This window comes from Campylobacter sp. DY7 (assembly GCF_057802535.1).
The window spans coordinates 1-19,080 of the sequence record NZ_JBYJAU010000015.1 but is presented as its reverse complement, the minus strand read 5'-3'; the positions used below and the strand labels follow the sequence as shown (position 1 = coordinate 19,080).

21 protein-coding genes and 1 pseudogene are annotated in these 19,080 nt (G+C 27.7%); 3 read left to right on the top strand and 19 right to left on the bottom strand.

Translation table 11 applies throughout. From position 1 onward, the window contains the following. Window positions 1-3: 3 nt before the first annotated feature. From AC1B00_RS08215 to AC1B00_RS08125, 19 genes are all read right to left on the bottom strand, one after another. Window positions 4-1,269 (bottom strand): MFS transporter, encoded by a 1,266-nt coding sequence (locus AC1B00_RS08215; protein WP_488849224.1) that lies wholly within the window; start codon window positions 1,267-1,269, stop codon window positions 4-6. Then, complete coding sequence (locus AC1B00_RS08210; protein ID WP_488849223.1) at window positions 1,266-2,465, bottom strand: M20 family metallo-hydrolase; 1,200 nt, start codon at window positions 2,463-2,465, stop codon at window positions 1,266-1,268. Before AC1B00_RS08210 ends, AC1B00_RS08215 begins: the two co-directional genes overlap by 4 nt. A 2-nt stretch (window positions 2,466-2,467) precedes the next feature. Beyond that, window positions 2,468-3,838 (bottom strand): dihydroorotase, encoded by a 1,371-nt coding sequence (locus AC1B00_RS08205; protein ID WP_488849222.1) that lies wholly within the window; start codon window positions 3,836-3,838, stop codon window positions 2,468-2,470. Window positions 3,839-3,973: 135 nt separating this feature from the next. Further along, window positions 3,974-5,113 carry a hypothetical protein gene (locus AC1B00_RS08200; RefSeq protein WP_488849221.1) on the bottom strand — a complete coding sequence of 380 codons (1,140 nt, stop codon included), beginning with the start codon at window positions 5,111-5,113 and terminating at the stop codon, window positions 3,974-3,976. Between the two features lie 9 nt (window positions 5,114-5,122). After that, on the bottom strand, window positions 5,123-6,136 hold the full coding sequence (gene queA, locus AC1B00_RS08195; protein WP_336611902.1) for a tRNA preQ1(34) S-adenosylmethionine ribosyltransferase-isomerase QueA: 1,014 nt from the start codon (window positions 6,134-6,136) through the stop codon (window positions 5,123-5,125). Beyond that, window positions 6,129-6,896, bottom strand: a complete 768-nt coding sequence (tatC, locus tag AC1B00_RS08190) for a twin-arginine translocase subunit TatC (RefSeq protein ID WP_336611903.1) — start codon at window positions 6,894-6,896, stop codon at window positions 6,129-6,131. The genes queA and tatC overlap by 8 nt, the downstream gene beginning before the upstream one ends. Beyond that, entirely contained in the window at window positions 6,889-7,314 is a 426-nt protein-coding gene (gene tatB / locus AC1B00_RS08185; RefSeq protein WP_239818461.1) for a Sec-independent protein translocase protein TatB, read from the bottom strand. The genes tatC and tatB overlap by 8 nt, the downstream gene beginning before the upstream one ends. A 69-nt stretch (window positions 7,315-7,383) precedes the next feature. Continuing rightward, window positions 7,384-7,731, bottom strand: a complete 348-nt coding sequence (locus tag AC1B00_RS08180; RefSeq protein WP_488849219.1) for a hydrogenase maturation nickel metallochaperone HypA/HybF — start codon at window positions 7,729-7,731, stop codon at window positions 7,384-7,386. Further along, a complete protein-coding gene (gene hypE / locus AC1B00_RS08175) occupies window positions 7,731-8,729 on the bottom strand; it encodes a hydrogenase expression/formation protein HypE (RefSeq protein ID WP_488849218.1) in 999 nt (332 codons plus the stop codon). The genes AC1B00_RS08180 and hypE overlap by 1 nt, the downstream gene beginning before the upstream one ends. Further along, window positions 8,722-9,912: a dicarboxylate/amino acid:cation symporter gene (locus tag AC1B00_RS08170; protein ID WP_488849217.1), complete on the bottom strand. Its 1,191-nt coding sequence runs from the start codon at window positions 9,910-9,912 to the stop codon at window positions 8,722-8,724. Before AC1B00_RS08170 ends, hypE begins: the two co-directional genes overlap by 8 nt. After that, window positions 9,909-11,102, bottom strand: a complete 1,194-nt coding sequence (locus AC1B00_RS08165; protein WP_488849216.1) for a MalY/PatB family protein — start codon at window positions 11,100-11,102, stop codon at window positions 9,909-9,911. Before AC1B00_RS08165 ends, AC1B00_RS08170 begins: the two co-directional genes overlap by 4 nt. 37 nt (window positions 11,103-11,139) lie before the next feature. Continuing rightward, complete coding sequence (locus AC1B00_RS08160) at window positions 11,140-11,568, bottom strand: hypothetical protein (protein ID WP_239818456.1); 429 nt, start codon at window positions 11,566-11,568, stop codon at window positions 11,140-11,142. Beyond that, window positions 11,565-12,509: a prepilin-type N-terminal cleavage/methylation domain-containing protein gene (locus AC1B00_RS08155; protein ID WP_488849215.1), complete on the bottom strand. Its 945-nt coding sequence runs from the start codon at window positions 12,507-12,509 to the stop codon at window positions 11,565-11,567. Before AC1B00_RS08155 ends, AC1B00_RS08160 begins: the two co-directional genes overlap by 4 nt. A gap of 8 nt (window positions 12,510-12,517) precedes the next feature. After that, entirely contained in the window at window positions 12,518-13,285 is a 768-nt protein-coding gene (locus tag AC1B00_RS08150) for a type II secretion system protein (protein ID WP_488849214.1), read from the bottom strand. Next, window positions 13,282-14,358 carry a 3-phosphoserine/phosphohydroxythreonine transaminase gene (serC, locus tag AC1B00_RS08145; RefSeq protein ID WP_488849213.1) on the bottom strand — a complete coding sequence of 359 codons (1,077 nt, stop codon included), beginning with the start codon at window positions 14,356-14,358 and terminating at the stop codon, window positions 13,282-13,284. The genes AC1B00_RS08150 and serC overlap by 4 nt, the downstream gene beginning before the upstream one ends. A 3-nt stretch (window positions 14,359-14,361) precedes the next feature. Next, window positions 14,362-15,891 carry an exodeoxyribonuclease VII large subunit gene (gene xseA, locus AC1B00_RS08140; RefSeq protein ID WP_488849212.1) on the bottom strand — a complete coding sequence of 510 codons (1,530 nt, stop codon included), beginning with the start codon at window positions 15,889-15,891 and terminating at the stop codon, window positions 14,362-14,364. Further along, entirely contained in the window at window positions 15,878-16,579 is a 702-nt protein-coding gene (gene ubiE, locus AC1B00_RS08135; protein WP_239818451.1) for a bifunctional demethylmenaquinone methyltransferase/2-methoxy-6-polyprenyl-1,4-benzoquinol methylase UbiE, read from the bottom strand. Before ubiE ends, xseA begins: the two co-directional genes overlap by 14 nt. 2 nt (window positions 16,580-16,581) lie before the next feature. Further along, window positions 16,582-17,385, bottom strand: a complete 804-nt coding sequence (locus AC1B00_RS08130) for a hypothetical protein (protein ID WP_488849210.1) — start codon at window positions 17,383-17,385, stop codon at window positions 16,582-16,584. Window positions 17,386-17,418: 33 nt separating this feature from the next. Beyond that, window positions 17,419-17,829 carry a Fur family transcriptional regulator gene (locus AC1B00_RS08125; RefSeq protein WP_239818449.1) on the bottom strand — a complete coding sequence of 137 codons (411 nt, stop codon included), beginning with the start codon at window positions 17,827-17,829 and terminating at the stop codon, window positions 17,419-17,421. 163 nt (window positions 17,830-17,992) lie between these two features. Between AC1B00_RS08125 and AC1B00_RS08120 the strand changes: the two are divergent. The 3 genes and pseudogenes from AC1B00_RS08120 to AC1B00_RS08110 form a co-directional block, all read left to right on the top strand. Beyond that, window positions 17,993-18,196: pseudogene (locus AC1B00_RS08120) on the top strand (Rdx family protein); the annotation flags it as partial. Between the two features lie 9 nt (window positions 18,197-18,205). Continuing rightward, on the top strand, window positions 18,206-18,586 hold the full coding sequence (locus AC1B00_RS08115; protein ID WP_488849209.1) for a hypothetical protein: 381 nt from the start codon (window positions 18,206-18,208) through the stop codon (window positions 18,584-18,586). Then, a complete protein-coding gene (locus AC1B00_RS08110) occupies window positions 18,583-18,810 on the top strand; it encodes a hypothetical protein (protein WP_488849208.1) in 228 nt (75 codons plus the stop codon). The genes AC1B00_RS08115 and AC1B00_RS08110 overlap by 4 nt, the downstream gene beginning before the upstream one ends. Window positions 18,811-19,080: the final 270 nt, after the last annotated feature.

Sequence of the window (19,080 nt, the reverse complement as noted above, 5' to 3'; positions counted from 1 at the left end):
ATATTAAAATTCTTGCCAGTTATCAAGACCTAATTTCTTCATTCTAACAATTCCCCAAAATGCTAAAATACAAGATAATAAAGTCCAAGCAGCAGGAGCAAATAAAGTAAATTTAGCTAAATAAGTAATAATTGCAGGTGTAAATCCAGCAAAAAATATTGCAACTAAATTATAAGAAATACTTAAACCACTACTTCTTACATGAGCAGGAAACAATAAACTCATAATAGCAGGTGCAAGTCCAACAAAAAAGCTTATTAATAAACATAAAACAATATGAACTGCAAATAATAATATCGCACTATTAGAACCAAAAAGAATAAATAAAGCTAAGAAAGGAACAATAGCTAATAACGCAACAGAAATCATTAATGATTTTATCAAACCTATTTTATGAGCTATAAAAACAGCACCAAAACAACCTATTGTTAAAAACACATTACCTAAAAAACTAGCAGTATAGCCAAGTTGCATATCGTAGCCTAAGAATTTATTATAAAATGTAGGCATGAAAATAACCAAACTATAAACACCAGCAGTCCATAAAGTGCTAAATAACATACCTGTAAAAATTCTACCCTTATGATCTTTTAATAAATCCTTTAAAGGAGTTTTATTTTTATTCTCTTTTTGCTGTACGATAAACACTTCACTTTCATGAGATTTATTTCTAATATATACTCCAACAGGAATAATCAAAAGTCCAAAAGCAAAAGCATACTTCCAAGCTCCTTCATAAATCTCATTTACAGCAAAACAGGTTGTAATAATAACTCCTGCTAAAGCTGATAAGATATTTGCAACACCTATTGTTGATTGTAAAAAAGAAGCATATAACAATCTTTGTTTTTTACTTGCACTCTCTAATAAATAACTAGTAGCTCCACCGATTTCTCCACCTGCACTAAAGCCTTGAAACAATCTTGCTATTAAAAGCATTATAGGAGCTAAATAGCCTATTTCGTTAAAATTAGGAGTAGCAATAATAATCACAATTCCTATTGCCATTGTAGATATTGTTAGCAAGAGTGATTTTTTCCTACCATATTTATCACCTATATAACCACACAATACTGCTCCAATAGGTCTTGCAATAAAACCAACTCCAAATAATAAAAATGTATTAATCATATTCGTAATCGGATCAGCTTCAGCTGGGAAAAAATTAGCACTAATATATACCGCAAAAAATGCAAAAAGTGAAAAATCATACCACTCTAAAGCATTACCCATTGAAGCTGCTATAACTGTTCTTGTTCTATTTTTCATTTATAACTCCTTAATATGCTGTTTAATAATATTTGAATACCCATAGCGCAATCTTCATAAGAACTATATTCATCAGGATGATGTGAAAGCCCATTTTTGCTAGGTACAAAAATCATTCCCATAGGTGCAAGCTTTGCCATAAATGCACTATCATGCCCTGCTCCACTAGGCATAGTTATGGTTTTAACGCCTAATTCTTGTGCGCTTATTTGTAAATCTTTAATGATATTTTCATCTGCTGGGGTTGAATTAGAATCTGATAATAATTTTGCATTTGCATTTAGGCTTGTTGCTTTATTTATTATTTCTTGAATGAATTCTTTTCTTATTTCATCGCTTACACTTCTTAAATCTATACTAATATTAACCTTATTAGCGATTACATTAGCTGCATTTGGCAATACATCACATCTTCCAACCGTTGCTACCGTGTAAGCTTTTTTATCATACTGAATAGCTTTTTCATTTAGCCATACAATGAATTTAGATGAGTTTAATAAAGCGTCTTTTCTTAGATTTAAAGCTGTTGTTCCTGCATGATTGCTTACGCCATTAAATTCAACACTAAATCTAGAAATACCTACAATACTACTTACAATGCCTATTTTCTCGCCTAAACTCTCAAGCGTATTGCCTTGTTCAATATGTAATTCATAACTAGCTAATAATTTTCCTAAATTTAATTCATTAAAAGTTCTAAAAAGTGCATTCCCACCTGATTTAATTATCAAATCAGATAAACTATTAGAACCTATTTTTAAATTAAGTTGTTCTTTTGATAAATTTCCTGAAATACCACGAGAACCCACACAAGAAACGCCAAATTCATTAGGCTCTTCTCCAAAATAATCACAAAATATTAATGTTTTATCTAATGTGGTGTTTTTTAATTTTTCTGCTATTACCATAGCAGCAACAACACCTAAAATACCATCAAATCTACCACCATCTGCAACAGTATCACTATGAGAGCCGATAAAAATACATTCTTTACTTTTGCCTTGCTTAATAGCTAATATATTTGCAAAATCATCATACATAATATCAAGACCTAAATTTAAAAAATGTTTTTTTATATAACTTCTGCCATCATCATATAAAGAAGTAAAAACTTTTCTAGTAAAAGGTCTATTAGGCTCTGTTATTCTTGATAAATTATCTATATGTTGTTTAACGTCTTGAGCGCTTATTATCATAGCTAACTCCTATTAGGTCTAATAAATTTAGGATTAAACTTATAAACATTAACGCCATCAAAAACTTTATTACCCCTAATATAATGCTCTTTTATTTTATAATCAATTACTCTTCCTTCATAAAGACTATAATCAAGATTGCTAAAGCCATTTTTTGCATAATATTCATAAGGTTCTTTGCTTAAGATTACAAAATCAGCATCATTTCCTGCTTTTAATTCACCCTTATTAGGTAGTTTAAATAATTTAGCAGGATTAAAAGCAAGCAATCTTGCAGCAGTACTTAAATCTATATCTCTTTTTACACATTCACTTAAAAATAAAGGCAATAAAATCTCAAGTCCAGCAGCACCACTAGAATTTAAAAATATATTTTCATTATTTTTCTTATCAAAACTCCATCTAACATGATCAGTTGATACAACATCAACTAAGCCATTTTTTAAACATTCCCAAAGCTTTTCTTTAGTTTGTTTATCTCTTATAGGTGGATTTACTTTAGCTATGCCTTTTAAATTTTTAACTTCTTCATCTTCTGAACACATTAAATAATGCAAACAGCATTCAATACTAGCTTTATAACCATCATTTTTGTAATTTTTAGCAATCCGATATGCTCTTGCATTAGATGCGTGAACAACATGTGCTTTTGCTCCTGTGCTAGCTCCTAATTCATATATTGTATTCACTGCTATATTTTCTACCCATTCAGGACGAGAAAGATTATGAGCTAAATAATCACTTCTTTCATTTTTAATCTTATCGCTTAAATAAATAACGCTTTCGTGATCTTCATTGTGAACTCCTACCACTATATCATATTTTGCACACTCTTGCATTACTTCATACATTAAATACGGTGGTATTCTAGGAAATCTTACAGGGTCAGTTCCAAACAAAGATAATTTAAACCCACAAGCACCTAAGCTAACTAATTCTTTAATATTTTTTACTCCATCTTCAGGAAAAATCGTTGCATATAATGCAAAATCAGAAAAAGAATTTTCTAAACCATCTTGAAGTTTTTTATTAAAATTATTTGCGTTTGATATTAATAATCCTGCATCATAAGGCATTTCTACCATAACACTAACACCACCAGCACATGCTTGCCTGCTAGCTAATTCAAAATCTTCATTATTTGCTTGAGAGCGAGAATGTACTTGAGAATCAATTGCTGATGGAAAAATTATTTTATCTCTTAAATCTTGTGCATTTTCATCAAAATTATATATTTTTGATAATTCTTTTATGCTTTTATTAAAATCATCTTTTAAAAATAACTCAACCCTACTAAAACGCTCGTTACTTACTTCAATAACGCCAATTCCTGTTTCGTTTTTTAACACTAGTTGTGAAACATAAGTACTCATTTTTGTATCCTTTCTGCTAAAACTTCTAGAATACAAAATAAAGGTCACAATAATTAAGAAAATTATTACTTTTAATAAATAATATTACTTTATGTAACAAATTAAAAACAAATAACTACAATAAGTAGTTATTTGTTAGCTTAATAGTTTTTCGTGTTGGGTTTTTATTATATTTATAACTGAACGAATATTATCAATAGTATATGGTAAAGGTAGAAAATCTACTTCTTGAATAATCTTTTCAATAGTTGGAGTGATTTTGTGATTGTTTAGAATAATTACTAATCTAAAACAATATTCTTCTTGAGCTTTTACTAATCTATGTAAATCATAGTCATTAAATTGATTAATTAAATTTGCATCAATAAATACAGCTCTAAAAGTGCAATTTACTCCATCTTCAATTTTTTCTAAAAGTCCATTACTTGTTTGGTTTTGAATACAATTAATCTCAAAACTTTCTAAATTAGCTGTAAGAGTTCTTGAAATATCAGTATTTGGATGAATTATTAATACATTTAATTTATCTTTTGGAGTAACATCAGCTAAACTACCCAAGCCATCATTTACTACAACAGGAATACTAAGACAAATTGCATAATTAATTCTTTCGCTAGTATCTTTAAAAGCATAGTTTGAGCCATCAATTTTTCTCATATAAGCATTTAGCTTGTGTAATTGCTCTACGATTGAGAGCTTTTTAGGATTTGTAAAGCTTTTGAATAATTCAGCTTTTTTATCATCTACTATTCCACAAACGCCTATATCTACTGATAAAAATGTTCTATTAGTAATATTATTATTAACGCTAATATTTATAAAAATCGTTTCGTTTTCTACATTTTGATTAATCAAATCAGCAGCAGCCCAAACAGCATTTATAATATTTGTATAATCTCCATAAAAATATCTATTTGGCGGAACTTTTTCATTATGTTCGTTTATATAAAACATATCTTGTTGAACTAAAAATGTATTATTTCTAACACTTGCTTCATAGTTTAAGGTTTTGAAAAAATACAAAAACACTTCTTGTAAATCAAAATATAAAGAAGATTTTTCAAAGCTTTCACTTTCTAAGTCTAAATCATCTTTTACGTCAAACATTTTGATTTTGTGAATTCTTAATTTCATTTTTAACTTATAAATATATACAAGTAATAAAACGATTAAACCACCTAAAACTACGAATAATAAAATCGTATCTCTATCAGAAAAATCTATCGAATCTGCAAAAAGAGAACTTGCAAATAAACTTAATAATAATTTCTTCATTATTTTTCCTTAAATAATCAGCATTGCATCGCCGTATGAATAAAATTTATAATTGTTTTTAATAGCCTCATCATAAAGCTTTAAAGTGTTTTGCCTACCTATAAAACTTGCTACAAGCATAATCAAAGTTGATTTTGGTAAGTGAAAATTAGTAAGCAAATAATTTTGCCTAATAGGTTTATTAAATGGATTTAAAAACAAATCACATTCTCCACTCTTAAGCTTTGTTCTTGCATAATATTCTATGGTTCTAGTAGCTGTAGTGCCAACTCCTAAAATAGGTATTTTGCTATCAATTAAGCTTATAGCCTCATCGCTTAATGAAAAATACTCGCTATGCATTTTATGCTCATTTATATTTTCACTCTCAACGCTAGCAAATGTTCCTGCACCGACATGCAAAGTAATATAAGCACTTTTTTTATCTTTTAAGCTCTCAATAACTCTTGGAGTAAAGTGCAAAGAAGCCGTAGGAGCTGCAACTGCACCTATATTTTTTGCAAATAGGCTTTGATAAGTTATCTCATCTTCACTATTATCCATTCTTTTAAGATATGGTGGAAGTGGGATATGCCCTATTTTTTCGCTTATTGTTAAGACTTCTTGAGTGCTTAATTCTTCATTGTTTTTATAAAACTTAACAATTCTTGTGCCATCTTCATTTAGACTTAAAACCTTAGCCATTAAATCATCTTCAAAAATTAAAAAATCATTTTCTTTAACTCTTGCTCTAATTTGAACTAAAAACTCATTATTAGCTAAGATTTTGTTTATAAATAATTCGCATTTTGCTCCACTTAGTTTATTGCCATAAAATCTAGCCTTAAAAACTTTAGTATCATTAAAAATCAAAGCACATTCAGGCAAAAATTTCGCTAAATCATAAAACACACTATGAGTTATTTTGCCACTTGATCTCTCATACACCAATAATCTTGCACTATCAGCTGGATTTGCTGGATATTTAGCGATTAATTCGCTAGGCAAATCATAATCATAAGAACTTAGTAAATTATCAAGCATTTTTATCTTCTAATAACTCAAGTTCATCTTCATCATCGCCATCTATATCAGGATCAGCAGGATTTACAACTTTAGCAATATAAATAGAAATAGCATAAAGTCCAATAAGCGGTATAGCCATTAAAAATTGAGAAAATACATCAGGCGGAGTCATTATCGCTGCAAAAATAAAGATAATTAAAATCGCAACTCTAAAATTTCTTATCAAAGTTTTATCAGTTACAAGACCTATTTTTGCTAAGAAAAATATAGCAACAGGTAGCTCATAACCTAAACCAAAAGCAATTACAAGCTTTGTAAAAATACTTACATATTCGGCAACCGAAGGCATAGCTTTATACTCTCCGCCACCAAAATTAATCAAAAAATCAAATGCAATAGGAACAACCAAATAATAACAAAAAGCTGCACCTATTAAAAACATTATTGTTGCACTTAATACAAAAGGCACTACAAATCTTTTTTCATTCTCATAAAGCCCAGGTTCTACAAATCTCCACGCTTGCCATAAAATAACAGGTAAAGATGCCAAAAGCGCTGCAAATAACGAAACTTGCATTGCTGTGAAGAAATTTTCTTGAGGTTTATAAAAAATTATTTCAGAGCCTTTAGGCAATACATTCATAAGTGGAACGCAAATAAAATGAAGTATAGGTTTCCAAAACGCAAAACATACAAAAAATGCTAAAATTAAAGCAACAACACTTATAAATAATCTTTTTCTAAGTTCTACTAAATGTGGTTTTAATTCTTCAAACATTTTCACTCTTTTCTTTTAAAAATTGTTCTCTTTTGCTAAGTTTTTCTTCTTTTTCATCGCTAGAATTTGAATTAGGAATTTCATTTGTAGCATTTACGCTATCAATTGTGCTATTTACAGCCTTTTGTGCGTCTTTTTCAAAATCGCTTAAAGTGTTTTTAATCTCATCAAATTCTTCAAAACTAAGCTTTTTTCTAATGCTATCGTTTGCTTTTGTGATTTCTTCTTTGTATTTTCTAGCTTCATCTTTAAGCTCACTTATATTGATTTCATTTTCTATGCTTGATTTTGCTTCATTGATTTGTTTTTTAACTGCTTTTAAAATCTTTGCGATTTCTACGATAGTTCCTGGTAATTTTTCAGGTCCTAAAACTAAAACTGCAACTATTAAAATAATTACTATTTCCATCAAACTCATATCAAAACTCTTTTTAAATTTTTTGCTTTAATTTAGCTAATTTTTTTAAATCATCATTAAAATTAAAGCTTATTCTAATTCAAGCTGTTCTAAAAGCAGCTCTTCACCACTAATTACTTTTACATTTTTACTATTACAATAAATACAAGAAAACTCGTTTTTATCTTGAATAAATTGCTTATTACAATCATTACATAAAAGCTCTAATTCTTTTAAAACTACTTCTAATTTAGCATTAAAATAGCTTGAATCTTCATCACTAGTAAATGCTTTAAAAGCTTCTTTAAAATAATGCTCTTCAACACCACTAAGCCTACCTAAACTCACCTTTACTCTAGTAATTTTTATAGCGTTATTTGCTACTTTAATTCTTTCGCACTCATCTAAGAGATTATTTACAATAGCCATTTCATGCATTAGCAAATCCTTGGCAATAATTCGCCTTTTGGCATTTGTAAAAGTCTGCTACCACCATAATTTGTATTTAAAATCACACTTGGATTGCTTGATTTTTTTGTATAGCCTATAATATTTGCGAATTCGTTGTATTTTCTTAATTCTTTTAAGACTTCATTAGCGTCTTTTTTATCACAAATACAAACAAAAGTTCCCTCATTAGCAAGTTCTAAAGCTTCAAAGCCTAGCAATTCGCAAAGCCCTAAAACTCCATCGCTTACTTTAATATCGCTTTCATTTATAATAAAATCTAGCTTAGAAGCTCTTGATAATTCATTTAACACACTTGCAAGACCACCACGAGTTGCATCTCTTAAGCATTTTATATCGTATTTTAAAATGTCTTTTACTTCGTTATATAAGCACTTTGCATCACTGCTTATATCATAAGAAAACCCTTCTCTTTCAGCCATTACGCAAGCTCCGTGCCTACCTACATCAGCACTTATAATTATTACATCATCTTCTTTTATGCTTTTTGTTCCTATGTTATTATTTTTAGTAAAGCCTAAAGCATCACCTATGCAAGTTGTATTTATATAAATTTTATCGGCTTTTCCTTTAGGAACTACCTTTAAATCCCCACACTTAATTCCTATTTCAAATTCTTTTGCAGTTTTTGATAAATCATTTAAGATTATTTTTAATTCATCTAAATTAAAGCCTTCTTCCAAAATAAGACCTAAAGTAAGATATTTTGGCTTAGCTCCCATCATTAAAACATCATTAATAGAGCCACAAGCTGCAATTTTGCCTATGTTTGCACCTTTTATAAATAAAGGATCAAGCACAAATGAATCAGTAGAAAATGCTATTTTGCTAAAACCATCACAAACGGCCGCATCTTCGCTAAGTCCTTGAGAATTATCCGAATTAATATTTTTTAAAATGAAATCATTTAAAAAATCATTCATTTCAATTCCGCCACCGCCATAACTTAATAATACTTGCTTATTCATCTTTTTTACCTACATATTTATTTACAACCATAGTTGCACTAACATCACTTGCAGCATTTAGCAAGGTTGCAGGTGCGTCAGCTATCGTTCCTATTAAAATAACAATAGGAAGAGCTTCAATAGGAAGATTAAAAGCACCAACCACAAGCATTTCGCTAATATAGCCACCAGTTGGGATTGGTCCAACAACTGAGCCTATTAAAATAGCAACAATTATTGCTTTAATCATATTAGAAGCCGTAAATAAATCTATATTAAAAATAGCACAAACAACAGCCATTTTTAAAATCGCTAAAACAACTGAACCTGGTTTGTGAAGTGACGCTGCTAAAGAAGTTACAAGAGTATTTACATTAGGATTTACACCTATATTTGAAGCTGCTTTTATATTGCTAGGAATTACTGCAACGCTTGAGCATGTGCCTAAAGCTACAATAACGCTTGTTAAAATATTTTTAAAAAACAATTTAACTCCATTAATACCATCTGCAAAATAAGCAAAAATCGCATTATGAATTATAAAATAAACAGGAGTGATTAAGAAAAATGCAATTATAGCTTTAGCTAAATCATCTGTGATTTGCTTTCCTGTTGTGCCAAATAAAACAGCAAAAAAACAAGCCAAACCAATAGGAGCAAACATCATTATAAAATTAACCATTTTATTAACAACTATATTTAACTCACTAAAAAAATTAATCACATTTTTGCATTCTTCTTTGCATTTTAATAGTGCAACGCCAAAAAATAAAGCAAATACGATTAAAGGAATTAGATTCTTTCTAGTAAATAACTCATAAAAATTACCTACGCTAAACATAGATAAAACATCAGCACTTGTTTTAACATCATCAATTGTAGATAAAGCCACATTAGTTTTAAAATCAAATAATGAAAAGAATGCTAAACCAAAAATACCTGAAATAATCCCACTTACTAAAAATACTAAAATCATCACTAAAATAGTCTTACCAAATACTGAACTACTTTTAGCATTTGCAATAGAGCTTACTAAAGATACGAAGATTAAAGGCACAACTATACAAAATAATAAATTTAAAAACAAATTCGCAAGGCTTTCAAACATTAAAGCCTTTTCTTGCATAAAATACCCTACAACCGAACCAATAAAAATTGCTAAAATCAATAACAAAGATTGTCTATAACTTTTAAAAACACTCATTTATAATCCTTGATTTTTAATTGATTTTTAACTCTTTTTACAAATTCTTCTATATGAATAGGAGCTGTTGCTAGATTTACTCTCATAAAACCTTTATAGTCTTTACCAAACCAATCGCCATAATCAATTGCAATCATGCAATCATCTTGAATGAATTCTTTCATTCTATTTTCATTTATAACTTTACTAAAATTTAAAAATAGCAAATATGTGCCTTCAAATGGGCTTATAATGATATTTTTTGTTATTTCATCTTTTGCGAACTCATCTTTTATATATAAATAATTTTTATAAATAATTTCTTTTACATTTTCAAGCCAATATCTTGCTTTTTTATAAGCAATTTCGGTTGCTAATTGACCTATTATATTTGTTTCAATTTGATTAAATCTCTTAGCAAATTCATCATAAACTGCTAATAATTTTTCATTAGGAATAATAATGTGAGAATTAAGCAAACAAGCAAGGTTAAATGTCTTTGAAGCTGCATTTAAGATGATTAAATTATCAAAATATTCTTCGTAATTAAGTGCTGAAATAAAGCTTTTTTTATAAGTAAAGTCTTGATGAATTTCATCACTAATTATTAAAACATTATGTTTTTTGAAAATATCAAAGCATTTTTTAAGCTCATCTGCATTCCAAATCCTACTAATAGGATTATGTGGAGAACAAAATATAACCATTTTTACATCATTTGTAATAATGTCTTTTTCAAGCTTGTCATAATCAATACAAAACTCGCCATTATCTTCATTATAAACTAGCTCATTTTCTACTAATTTTCTATGATTATCTTTAACAGCTCTTGCGAATGGATAATACACAGGAGATAGTATTAAAATACTATCATTTTCTTTGCTAAAACAATTTATTAAATGATATATACTATTTACAACGCCTAGATTAAATCTAATCCATTCTTTTTTAAGTTCTACATTATGATATTGTTTCATCCAAGAAATAAAACTCTCATAATAGCTATTAGGAGTAAGAGAATAGCCAAATATTCCGTGATTTACTCTTTCATTAATTGCACTTAGTATTTCTTTAGCTGTTTTAAACTCCATATCAGCAACCCACATTGCAAGTAAGTCTCTATTATCATTAAATCTTACCGCTAGATTATCCCATTTAGATGAGTTTGTGTTTTTTCTATTTATAAAATGTTCTTGTATAAAGTCTTGCATTTTTTAACCTTTTTTGCGTGGAATTTGAAATAGGAAATTAATTTCCTATTGTGTAATCTCTAACTAATTTAATCTTTGCTATTTTTGATAATTCTACCCCTGTTTCAACACTAATTCTTGCTAAAACAGTGTTTTTATCAAATTTTAAAGCACCATTTGGATTAACTTTAAAATATTCTATTGTAATTATATATTTTCTATCAGTATCGCTAGGATAATAATATGTCCTAGTTTGCGTACCACCTGCATATATACCACCATTTTTAGTAGGATCGCCTGAATTAAACCAATCAGCTAAAGCTCTAGCTCTAGCTCCGTCCATTAAAAACTCAACCTGTTCTTTTAAATAAGCTCTTGAAGCAAATGACAATGTGCTTTTTGAAGAAGTTAATGTCAAAACCCCAACAACGCTTACTAAAATAATAAAAATAATAGCAGTTATCAAACTAAAAGCAGGTTTTTTCATAATATAACTCCCGTTTTACATACTGAAATTGTTGTTTTCTTGTTAATAAAACTACCCGGCAAATCTTTTGCTTCTAAGCATAATCTAAGCGTTGTAACTCCGTTATTACTGCTTACAGAAAAATCGCTTACATGATTTACTAAAGTAACTTTAGGTTTTGCATTTGTTGTAAAATTAGCGGTTTTATCCTTATAATCATAACTATAATATTTAAGCTTATTTTCTGTACCATCATAAACAACACCTTCAATCTTATCAACTAATACATAAACATTACTCATAGTGAAATTTTTTTCATCTAATCTTAATTTAATTCTAGTTGCTTTGCTTGTAACCCCAGAAGAAGTTATAGAATATACTTCAAAATCATATAAATCTTTTTCCATAAATGAAGTTGAAGTCGCAATATTATCTCCTAAGAAATATATGCCAAGTATTGTTCCTTCATCGTAATTTCTAAATATTTTTTGGTTTATTCCACTTTTTGAAAAACATTGAAAATAATTAGGTTTTGTTAAATCATCATAACAATCTGATTTATTATTTACTGCATTATCAATAACATATTTTGTCTCATTTAAGCCATCCCATTTGTCATGTTTTTTATCAATTATTGCTATTCTAGCCCATTCAAAAATCTTAAAATCAGTATCTTTTAAAGAAGTTTTATTTAAGTTAAATACAAATTTACAATCAGTAATAGAGTTGGCACATTCTGAATTTTCTTGTTTTTTTAATCTATAACTATTTTTAATAGCGTTATTTAAATGTGTTGTTAAAAAGTCCATTGTAACTTGCGATTTTAATTCAAGCTCATTTAATATCCTTACTCTTTGTTCGTTATCGTAAGAAAATTTAATAATCTCAACTCCAAGTCCTGCAACAATTCCTAATATAACAATTACTACTATTAATTCAATTACCGTAAAAGCTTTTTTCATAAATTTCCTTATAAACTAAGATAACTTTTTAATTTATCTTCATTTGTATTTTGCCATGTGGTATCTTGTGTCATCATAGAATATTGACTATAAATACTATCAAGTCTTCCAAAGGTATTATAAAATGTATCAAAAGATAAAAATATTTCATTCTTATCATCATATATTTGTAATTTATAAAGGAATGTCAATTCTATATCACAAGGAGCAACACTAGCATAAAAATCATTTCCAGTTACTTTTCTATAATCAATATTGGTAGTGTTTCCGTTAGTGTTTAATGATTTAAATTTATAAGCACTATCAACCTTAGAGCCTTTTGTCGGATCAGCAAATACATAAGAAAAGCTTTGACCTAAAGCATTCGTAAAATTTGTATTATTAAGACCCCTAGAGCCTGTACCAGTCCATAAAACTCCAGCTGCATTACTATTTTTTGGACTAGACGCTCTTCCATATCTTGGATTTATATTAATTAAGCTTAATTCACTTACTTCATATTGTGGCTTAAAATTTGCTGCTTTGTCTCTGCAAGTTGCAACAAATTGAGATAATAAACTATTTTGTTTATAATCATCATAAGATACATTATTGCTATTAAAAGGCAAGTTTCTAATAAGCCCATAAAGTTCTTTTACTTCATAAAAATATTCTTGTTTATAACTAATCTCATCACTTTCTAAACTCGCATTTACTATTTTTGGAATTGCAGCAATGCAAATTCCAATAACTACCATAGCAAATATAAGTTCAATTAATGAAAAGCCTTTTTTCATCCACGAACCCTTTCGTATTCTTTCATATATTCACCTAGAATTTTTACTTTTTCTAAACTAGCACTATTATAAATACTAGCTCTTAAACCGCCTAGTTTTTTATGCCCTTTTAAACCTAGCATATTATGTTCTTTAGCAGCTTTATTCCAAAATTCTAAGTCTAATTCATCATTTCCTGTTGTAAAGCAAACATTCATAATAGATCTATCTTCATTATTCACATAAGCTTTATAAAAACTACTATTATCAATAATATCATAAAGATATTTAGCTTTTATTTCGTTTTCTTTATTTATCACATCAAGGCCACCCTTTGCCTTAATCCATTTCATAATTTTTGCATATACATAAATAGCAAATGTAGGAGGAGTGTTAAATAATGAATTGTTATCAGCGTAAGTGTTGTAATTAAACATCTTAGGCATTGATTTGTTTTTGCTTCTTTCTAACAAATCTTTTCTAATAATCAAACAAGCAAATCCTGCTATACCAGCATTTTTTTGAACTCCACCATATAAAACGCCTATATTTGAAAAGTCTAATTTCCTTGAAAAAAAGTCCGAACTAGCATCAATAATCAAAGGAGAATTTGAAATAGGAAGTTGCTTGTATTGAGTTCCATGAACCGTGTTATTTGAGCATATATAAGTATAAGAACTATCGCTATTTAAACTAACTTTTGGAATATAATTATATTTACTATCTTTTGAGCTTGCTACAATTTTTGCATTTACTCCTGCTAAGATAGCTTCTTCACAAGCTTTTTGCGTCCAAACATCAGTATCAATGTATTCACATGGCTTATTATCAAGGCTAAAATTCATAGCTAATAAGCTAAATTGCATAGTAGCTCCGCCTTGAACGAAAATCACTTCATAATCATCATTTATTCCATAAAGCTCTTTTGCATCTTTTATAGCGTCATTGTGCATTTGCTCATAATAGCTTGAGCGATGGCTTATTTCCATGATTGAAAAGCCATTGTTTTTATAGCTTAATAATTCTTCTTGAATTTCTTTTAATACTTCTAATGGTAATTCTGATGGACCTGCACTAAAATTATATTGTCTCATTCCCTACTCCTTTATAATCTTTGCTAATTTTTCACTATCAAATGATTTTAAAACTATTTCATCGCCTACTTTTAAAGATTTTAAACTAACTGCTTTATTATTTTTCATAATTCTTGCATATTCTTTAATGCTCTCTAAAAACGCTTGATGAGTGCTTAAAATCTGATGATAATTGTTTATTTTTACATATTTTTCTTTAAATTTAGGTTTAAAGCTATTATTTAATAAAGTTTTTTTATTTAAAATATTTTCACTTGCTATTTTTAGCTTAAAATTGATTTTGTTTTTTATATTAGAAAATTCTTGCAATTTAGCATTTTTTAGCGTTAAATTCTTGCTAAAATCTGCTTTTATTGCTTTGTCATAATTGCTTAATTTAAACTGCATATTAGCAATATCGCTTTTAATCTTTCCTATGTTTATTTTGTTTTTATAATCTTCGCATATTTTTTGCTTTTTTTCTAAAGATTTGTTTAGATTATTTTTTAGATTATTTTCATAGTTTTTTATGCTATTTTCATTATTTTTTAAAATATTTTTTATATTTTTTTCTAATAAAATCTTTTTATTTAATAAGTTGTTTTTGTATGAATTAAACTTAAAGCTAACTTCTTTTTTTGAAAATTTACTTGAAAGATATAAATAATCTTGCTGTTTTTTATTTATTTGTCTTTTTACTTGTAAAGTAAAATGATTTTGCAAATTATCAAGATCAAGCAATCTATCAAATTTATTATAAACTAGGCTTTGCATTGCAGCAGTTGGGGTTGCATAATATTTACTAGCTGCTAAATCACTTAAATGAGTATCAATTTCGTGCCCTAAGCCTGTAATGATAGGTATATTTGATTTTACAATTTCTCTTACTAAAGCTTCATCGTTAAAACAAAATAAATCTTCTTTACTACCACCACCACGAGCGATTAAAATTACATCGTGATTGTTTAAATTAGCTTTTTTTATACATTCAATTATTTTTTTACTAGCATTTTCGCCTTGCATTAAGCTATCATAAAAAACTAATTTTGTTAAATAGCTTTGATTATTTTCATATACTCTTAAAATATCTTTAGCTGCTGCTGAATTAATAGCTGTAATTATTGCGATATTATTTATATGTTTTGGGATTTGTTTTTTGTAAATACTTGAAAATAAGCCTTCTTTTTCAAGCTTTTTATAAAGCTCATTAAATGCTGCTTGTAATTTACCTAAACCATCGGCTAATTCATAATCCGTGCAATTTAATTGATATTTGCCATTAGTTGGATATATGCTTAATTTTCCTATGGCAATAATTTTATTTCCTACTAATAAATTTGCCTTGCCTTTATTGTAGTTTGCAAACATAGTGCAATCAAGGCTTGATAATTCATCTTTAATAGTAAAATACCAATGCCCTGAAGTATGGTTTGTAATCTTGCTTACTTCTCCTTGTATTGCTACATTAAAAAAAGTATTTTCTAAGCTATTTTTCGCAAGATTATTGATTTCGCTTACAGAAAAATAAGTTTTTTCTACCTTATTTGCTAGCATCTTTACTCACAATAAACAATGAGCTAACGCCAAAACTATAAGTTTTAAATAGTTTTAAAGAAAATTTATGTTCTTTTAACTTTTCTTTAAATTCATCATTTGAATAAAAATCATCAATAGAATTTGGCAAATATTCATAAGCTGCTTTGTTTTTACTAAGCATTCCACCTATTATAGGTAAGATTTTCTTAAGATAAAAATCACGGAAAAAGCCTATGATGCCACCTTTTTCTCTTTTGAAAAATTCTAAAACTAAAAGAACTCCATTAGGTTTTAAAACTCTTCTAAATTCTTCTAATGCTTCGTCTTTTTCTACAACATTTCTAAAGCCATAACTAATAGTAATCAAATCAACGCTCTCATCAGCTAAAGGCAACTTGTTTGCATATCCTAATTCAAATTCCACATCTAAAAAACGCTTTTTAGCAACTTCTAGCATACCTTTACTTGGGTCTATTCCTATTACTTTTGAGTTTGGAATTTGCTTTAATAAAGCACACATATCGCCTGTTCCACAAGCAATATCAGCTATATTTAGATTTGAGTTTAAATTAATATGTTCTTTTACTTTAGAAATTGCATCAAATCTCCATTTAGCATCAATTCCAAAACTTAAAACCTTATTAGCTTTATCATAGCTTGGAGCTATTTCATTAAACATTTCTACAATTTTTTCTTGTTTTTGCATAATTATCCTAAATAATAAGTTCTAGCTATTTTACTAATTTTTCTAGCTGTTTTTTTAACGGCTTTGTTTTTTAATAGTTTTTCAGATAAATCTAGCTTTTTATGACTTTTAAAAAAGCTTAAAAAATCAAGTAATAAAATTAATTTATCGGTGTTTTCTTCGTATCTTAATACCTTAATCGCTTCTTTTCTTAAAACCTTAGAAAATATCTTAGTAAAATTAACTTTCGCACATTCATTCGTGTAAAAATTAGCATCATCTAAGATAACGCAAGATAAATTATCATAAAATTCATTAGCGTTTTTAATGGTATCTACTATATTTTCTTGATAAATAAAACTAAATAAATCTAATAATTTTTTTATCTCATCGCTTTTTGAGTTTATGCTTAAATAAAACATATATATTCTTAAAGCAAGACCTATGCTAATGCTTAAATCCTTTGCTTTTAGTCCGTAGGTTAAAAATATTTTTAATCTTTCATATTCGCTAAATTTAAGTCCATCTTGACTACTTTCATCAAGCATAGTGCAAATATAAAAATTATTAAAACTCTCAATTAGTTTTGAAGATGCTACTACTCTTTTATATTTTAAGCTTTTGCTTTTTACATCATCTAATTTTAACGAGCTAGTTTGATATTCTATATCTAATCTTCCTAAACTAGCTTTTAAAAAATATAATTCATTATCAATAATATCAAGCTTATATAAGCTATCATCGTATAAGCAAAAACTATCTTTAAGCTTTTTGAACTCTAAATTACCTTCTAGTGTAAAAAAGAGAAAGTGTTTTAAAATGCTCACCTAAACTCCTTTTTTCACTAATTTTAACTTATATTATTTGCAATTTGAACAAGTGCTTAAAAATGCAGTAATTTTTATATTATCAATACTATGCTCTAGCTTTTCTTGTAAGCTTTCTTGATACTTATCAAGTCCAGCTTTAACCTTATCTAAATCAAATACGCTTTTGCAGTTATTGCAAACTAAATGAATATGTTCGTATTCATAAATGTCGTATTTTGATTTATCATTAGGAATTGCTATTTCAACAACCAAACCTTCATCAATCATTGTGCTTAAATTTTTATACACAGTAGCCAGTGAAATCGCTGGATATTCTAGCTTTATTTGTTCGTATAATTCATCTATGCTAGGATGTTCGTGTTTTGACAACACTCTTAATATGCTTATTCTTTGTGGTGTTGCTTTTAATTTTCTTTCTTTTAAAATTTCTAAAAACTTCATATTTACCTTTACTAAATAACATTTTTTATTAATTAGTAAAGAATACAATAAATAATTTAATATTTATGATTATTAATTAATTTATTTTAAATTTGTAATAATTATGTAAGGAGAGAAAATGAAAGCGAAAATCATTTATTGCAACGCTTGAAAATACGAACCACAAGCTGCAAGGATTGCAGATGAACTAATAGGCGGGTTTAAAGGTATTGAAGTGGAATTTGAAATAGGAAGTAAAGGCGATTTTATAGTAATTATAAATGATGAAAAAATATATTCAAAAAATGAATTAATAGGATGTGATAACAAAAGATTTCCACATGCAAATGAAATAAGCTCTTTAATTAAGGCGTATAATTTAGCTTAAAGGATTTAAATGAGACATTATGAGCTTTATAAATGCAGATTTATAGTGCTTTTTATAATTTTTGTTTTGTCATTTAGTAATATTAATTTATTTTATTTTTTTACTATGAGAACTTTAGTATATGGATTTTGTTTGATTTGCTCTTTTGCTTATATGATAAATACTATACTACTTTTTAAAGCAAACGATAAGCTAAAGAACGATTTTTATAAGCTTTGTTTTTATTTATTATCAGGTGCCAGTGCTTTTTGTTTGTTTAATATAATCAAAATTACTGCTAACTTTTTATTTAATATTGATATGCAAATATTTATATTATTTGCAAAAGAGCTTGTATTTTTAGCATTTTTGATATATTTTGCAATTTATTCTTATAAGAAAATAATATGAAAATTTATCTTATTAAATGTGGCTATGTTTTAAGCGGAGTTTTGATATTTTTATGTATTAGCAATGCTTATATTTATTATAGTAAAGACATTAAAACTACTTATTTTTTAAGCTTTTTTATACTAATTTTTATACTAATTTTTAAACGCTGTGAAACAATACTAAAAACACTTGATGAAACGCCTAAAACAAATCATAAGAAAATAAACAAGAATTTGAAATAGGAATTTGCTTTAAAGTTTATTTTTCATACTTGCAAAAATATGCTTAAGAAGTTTGGAAATTAGCTTTTTAATTTGATTGTGTAAAACTAATTAATACTTTTTATTTTATAAAGTCTAAAATTATTTTAAATTACTATTTCAAATTCTTTGAAAATTTAAATAACACTACTAATAATCATTATAAACTCGGAACAACCCAAGCAAACCCAAGCAAACCCAAGCAAACCCAAGCAAACCCAAGCAAACCCAAGCAAACCCAAGCAAACCCAA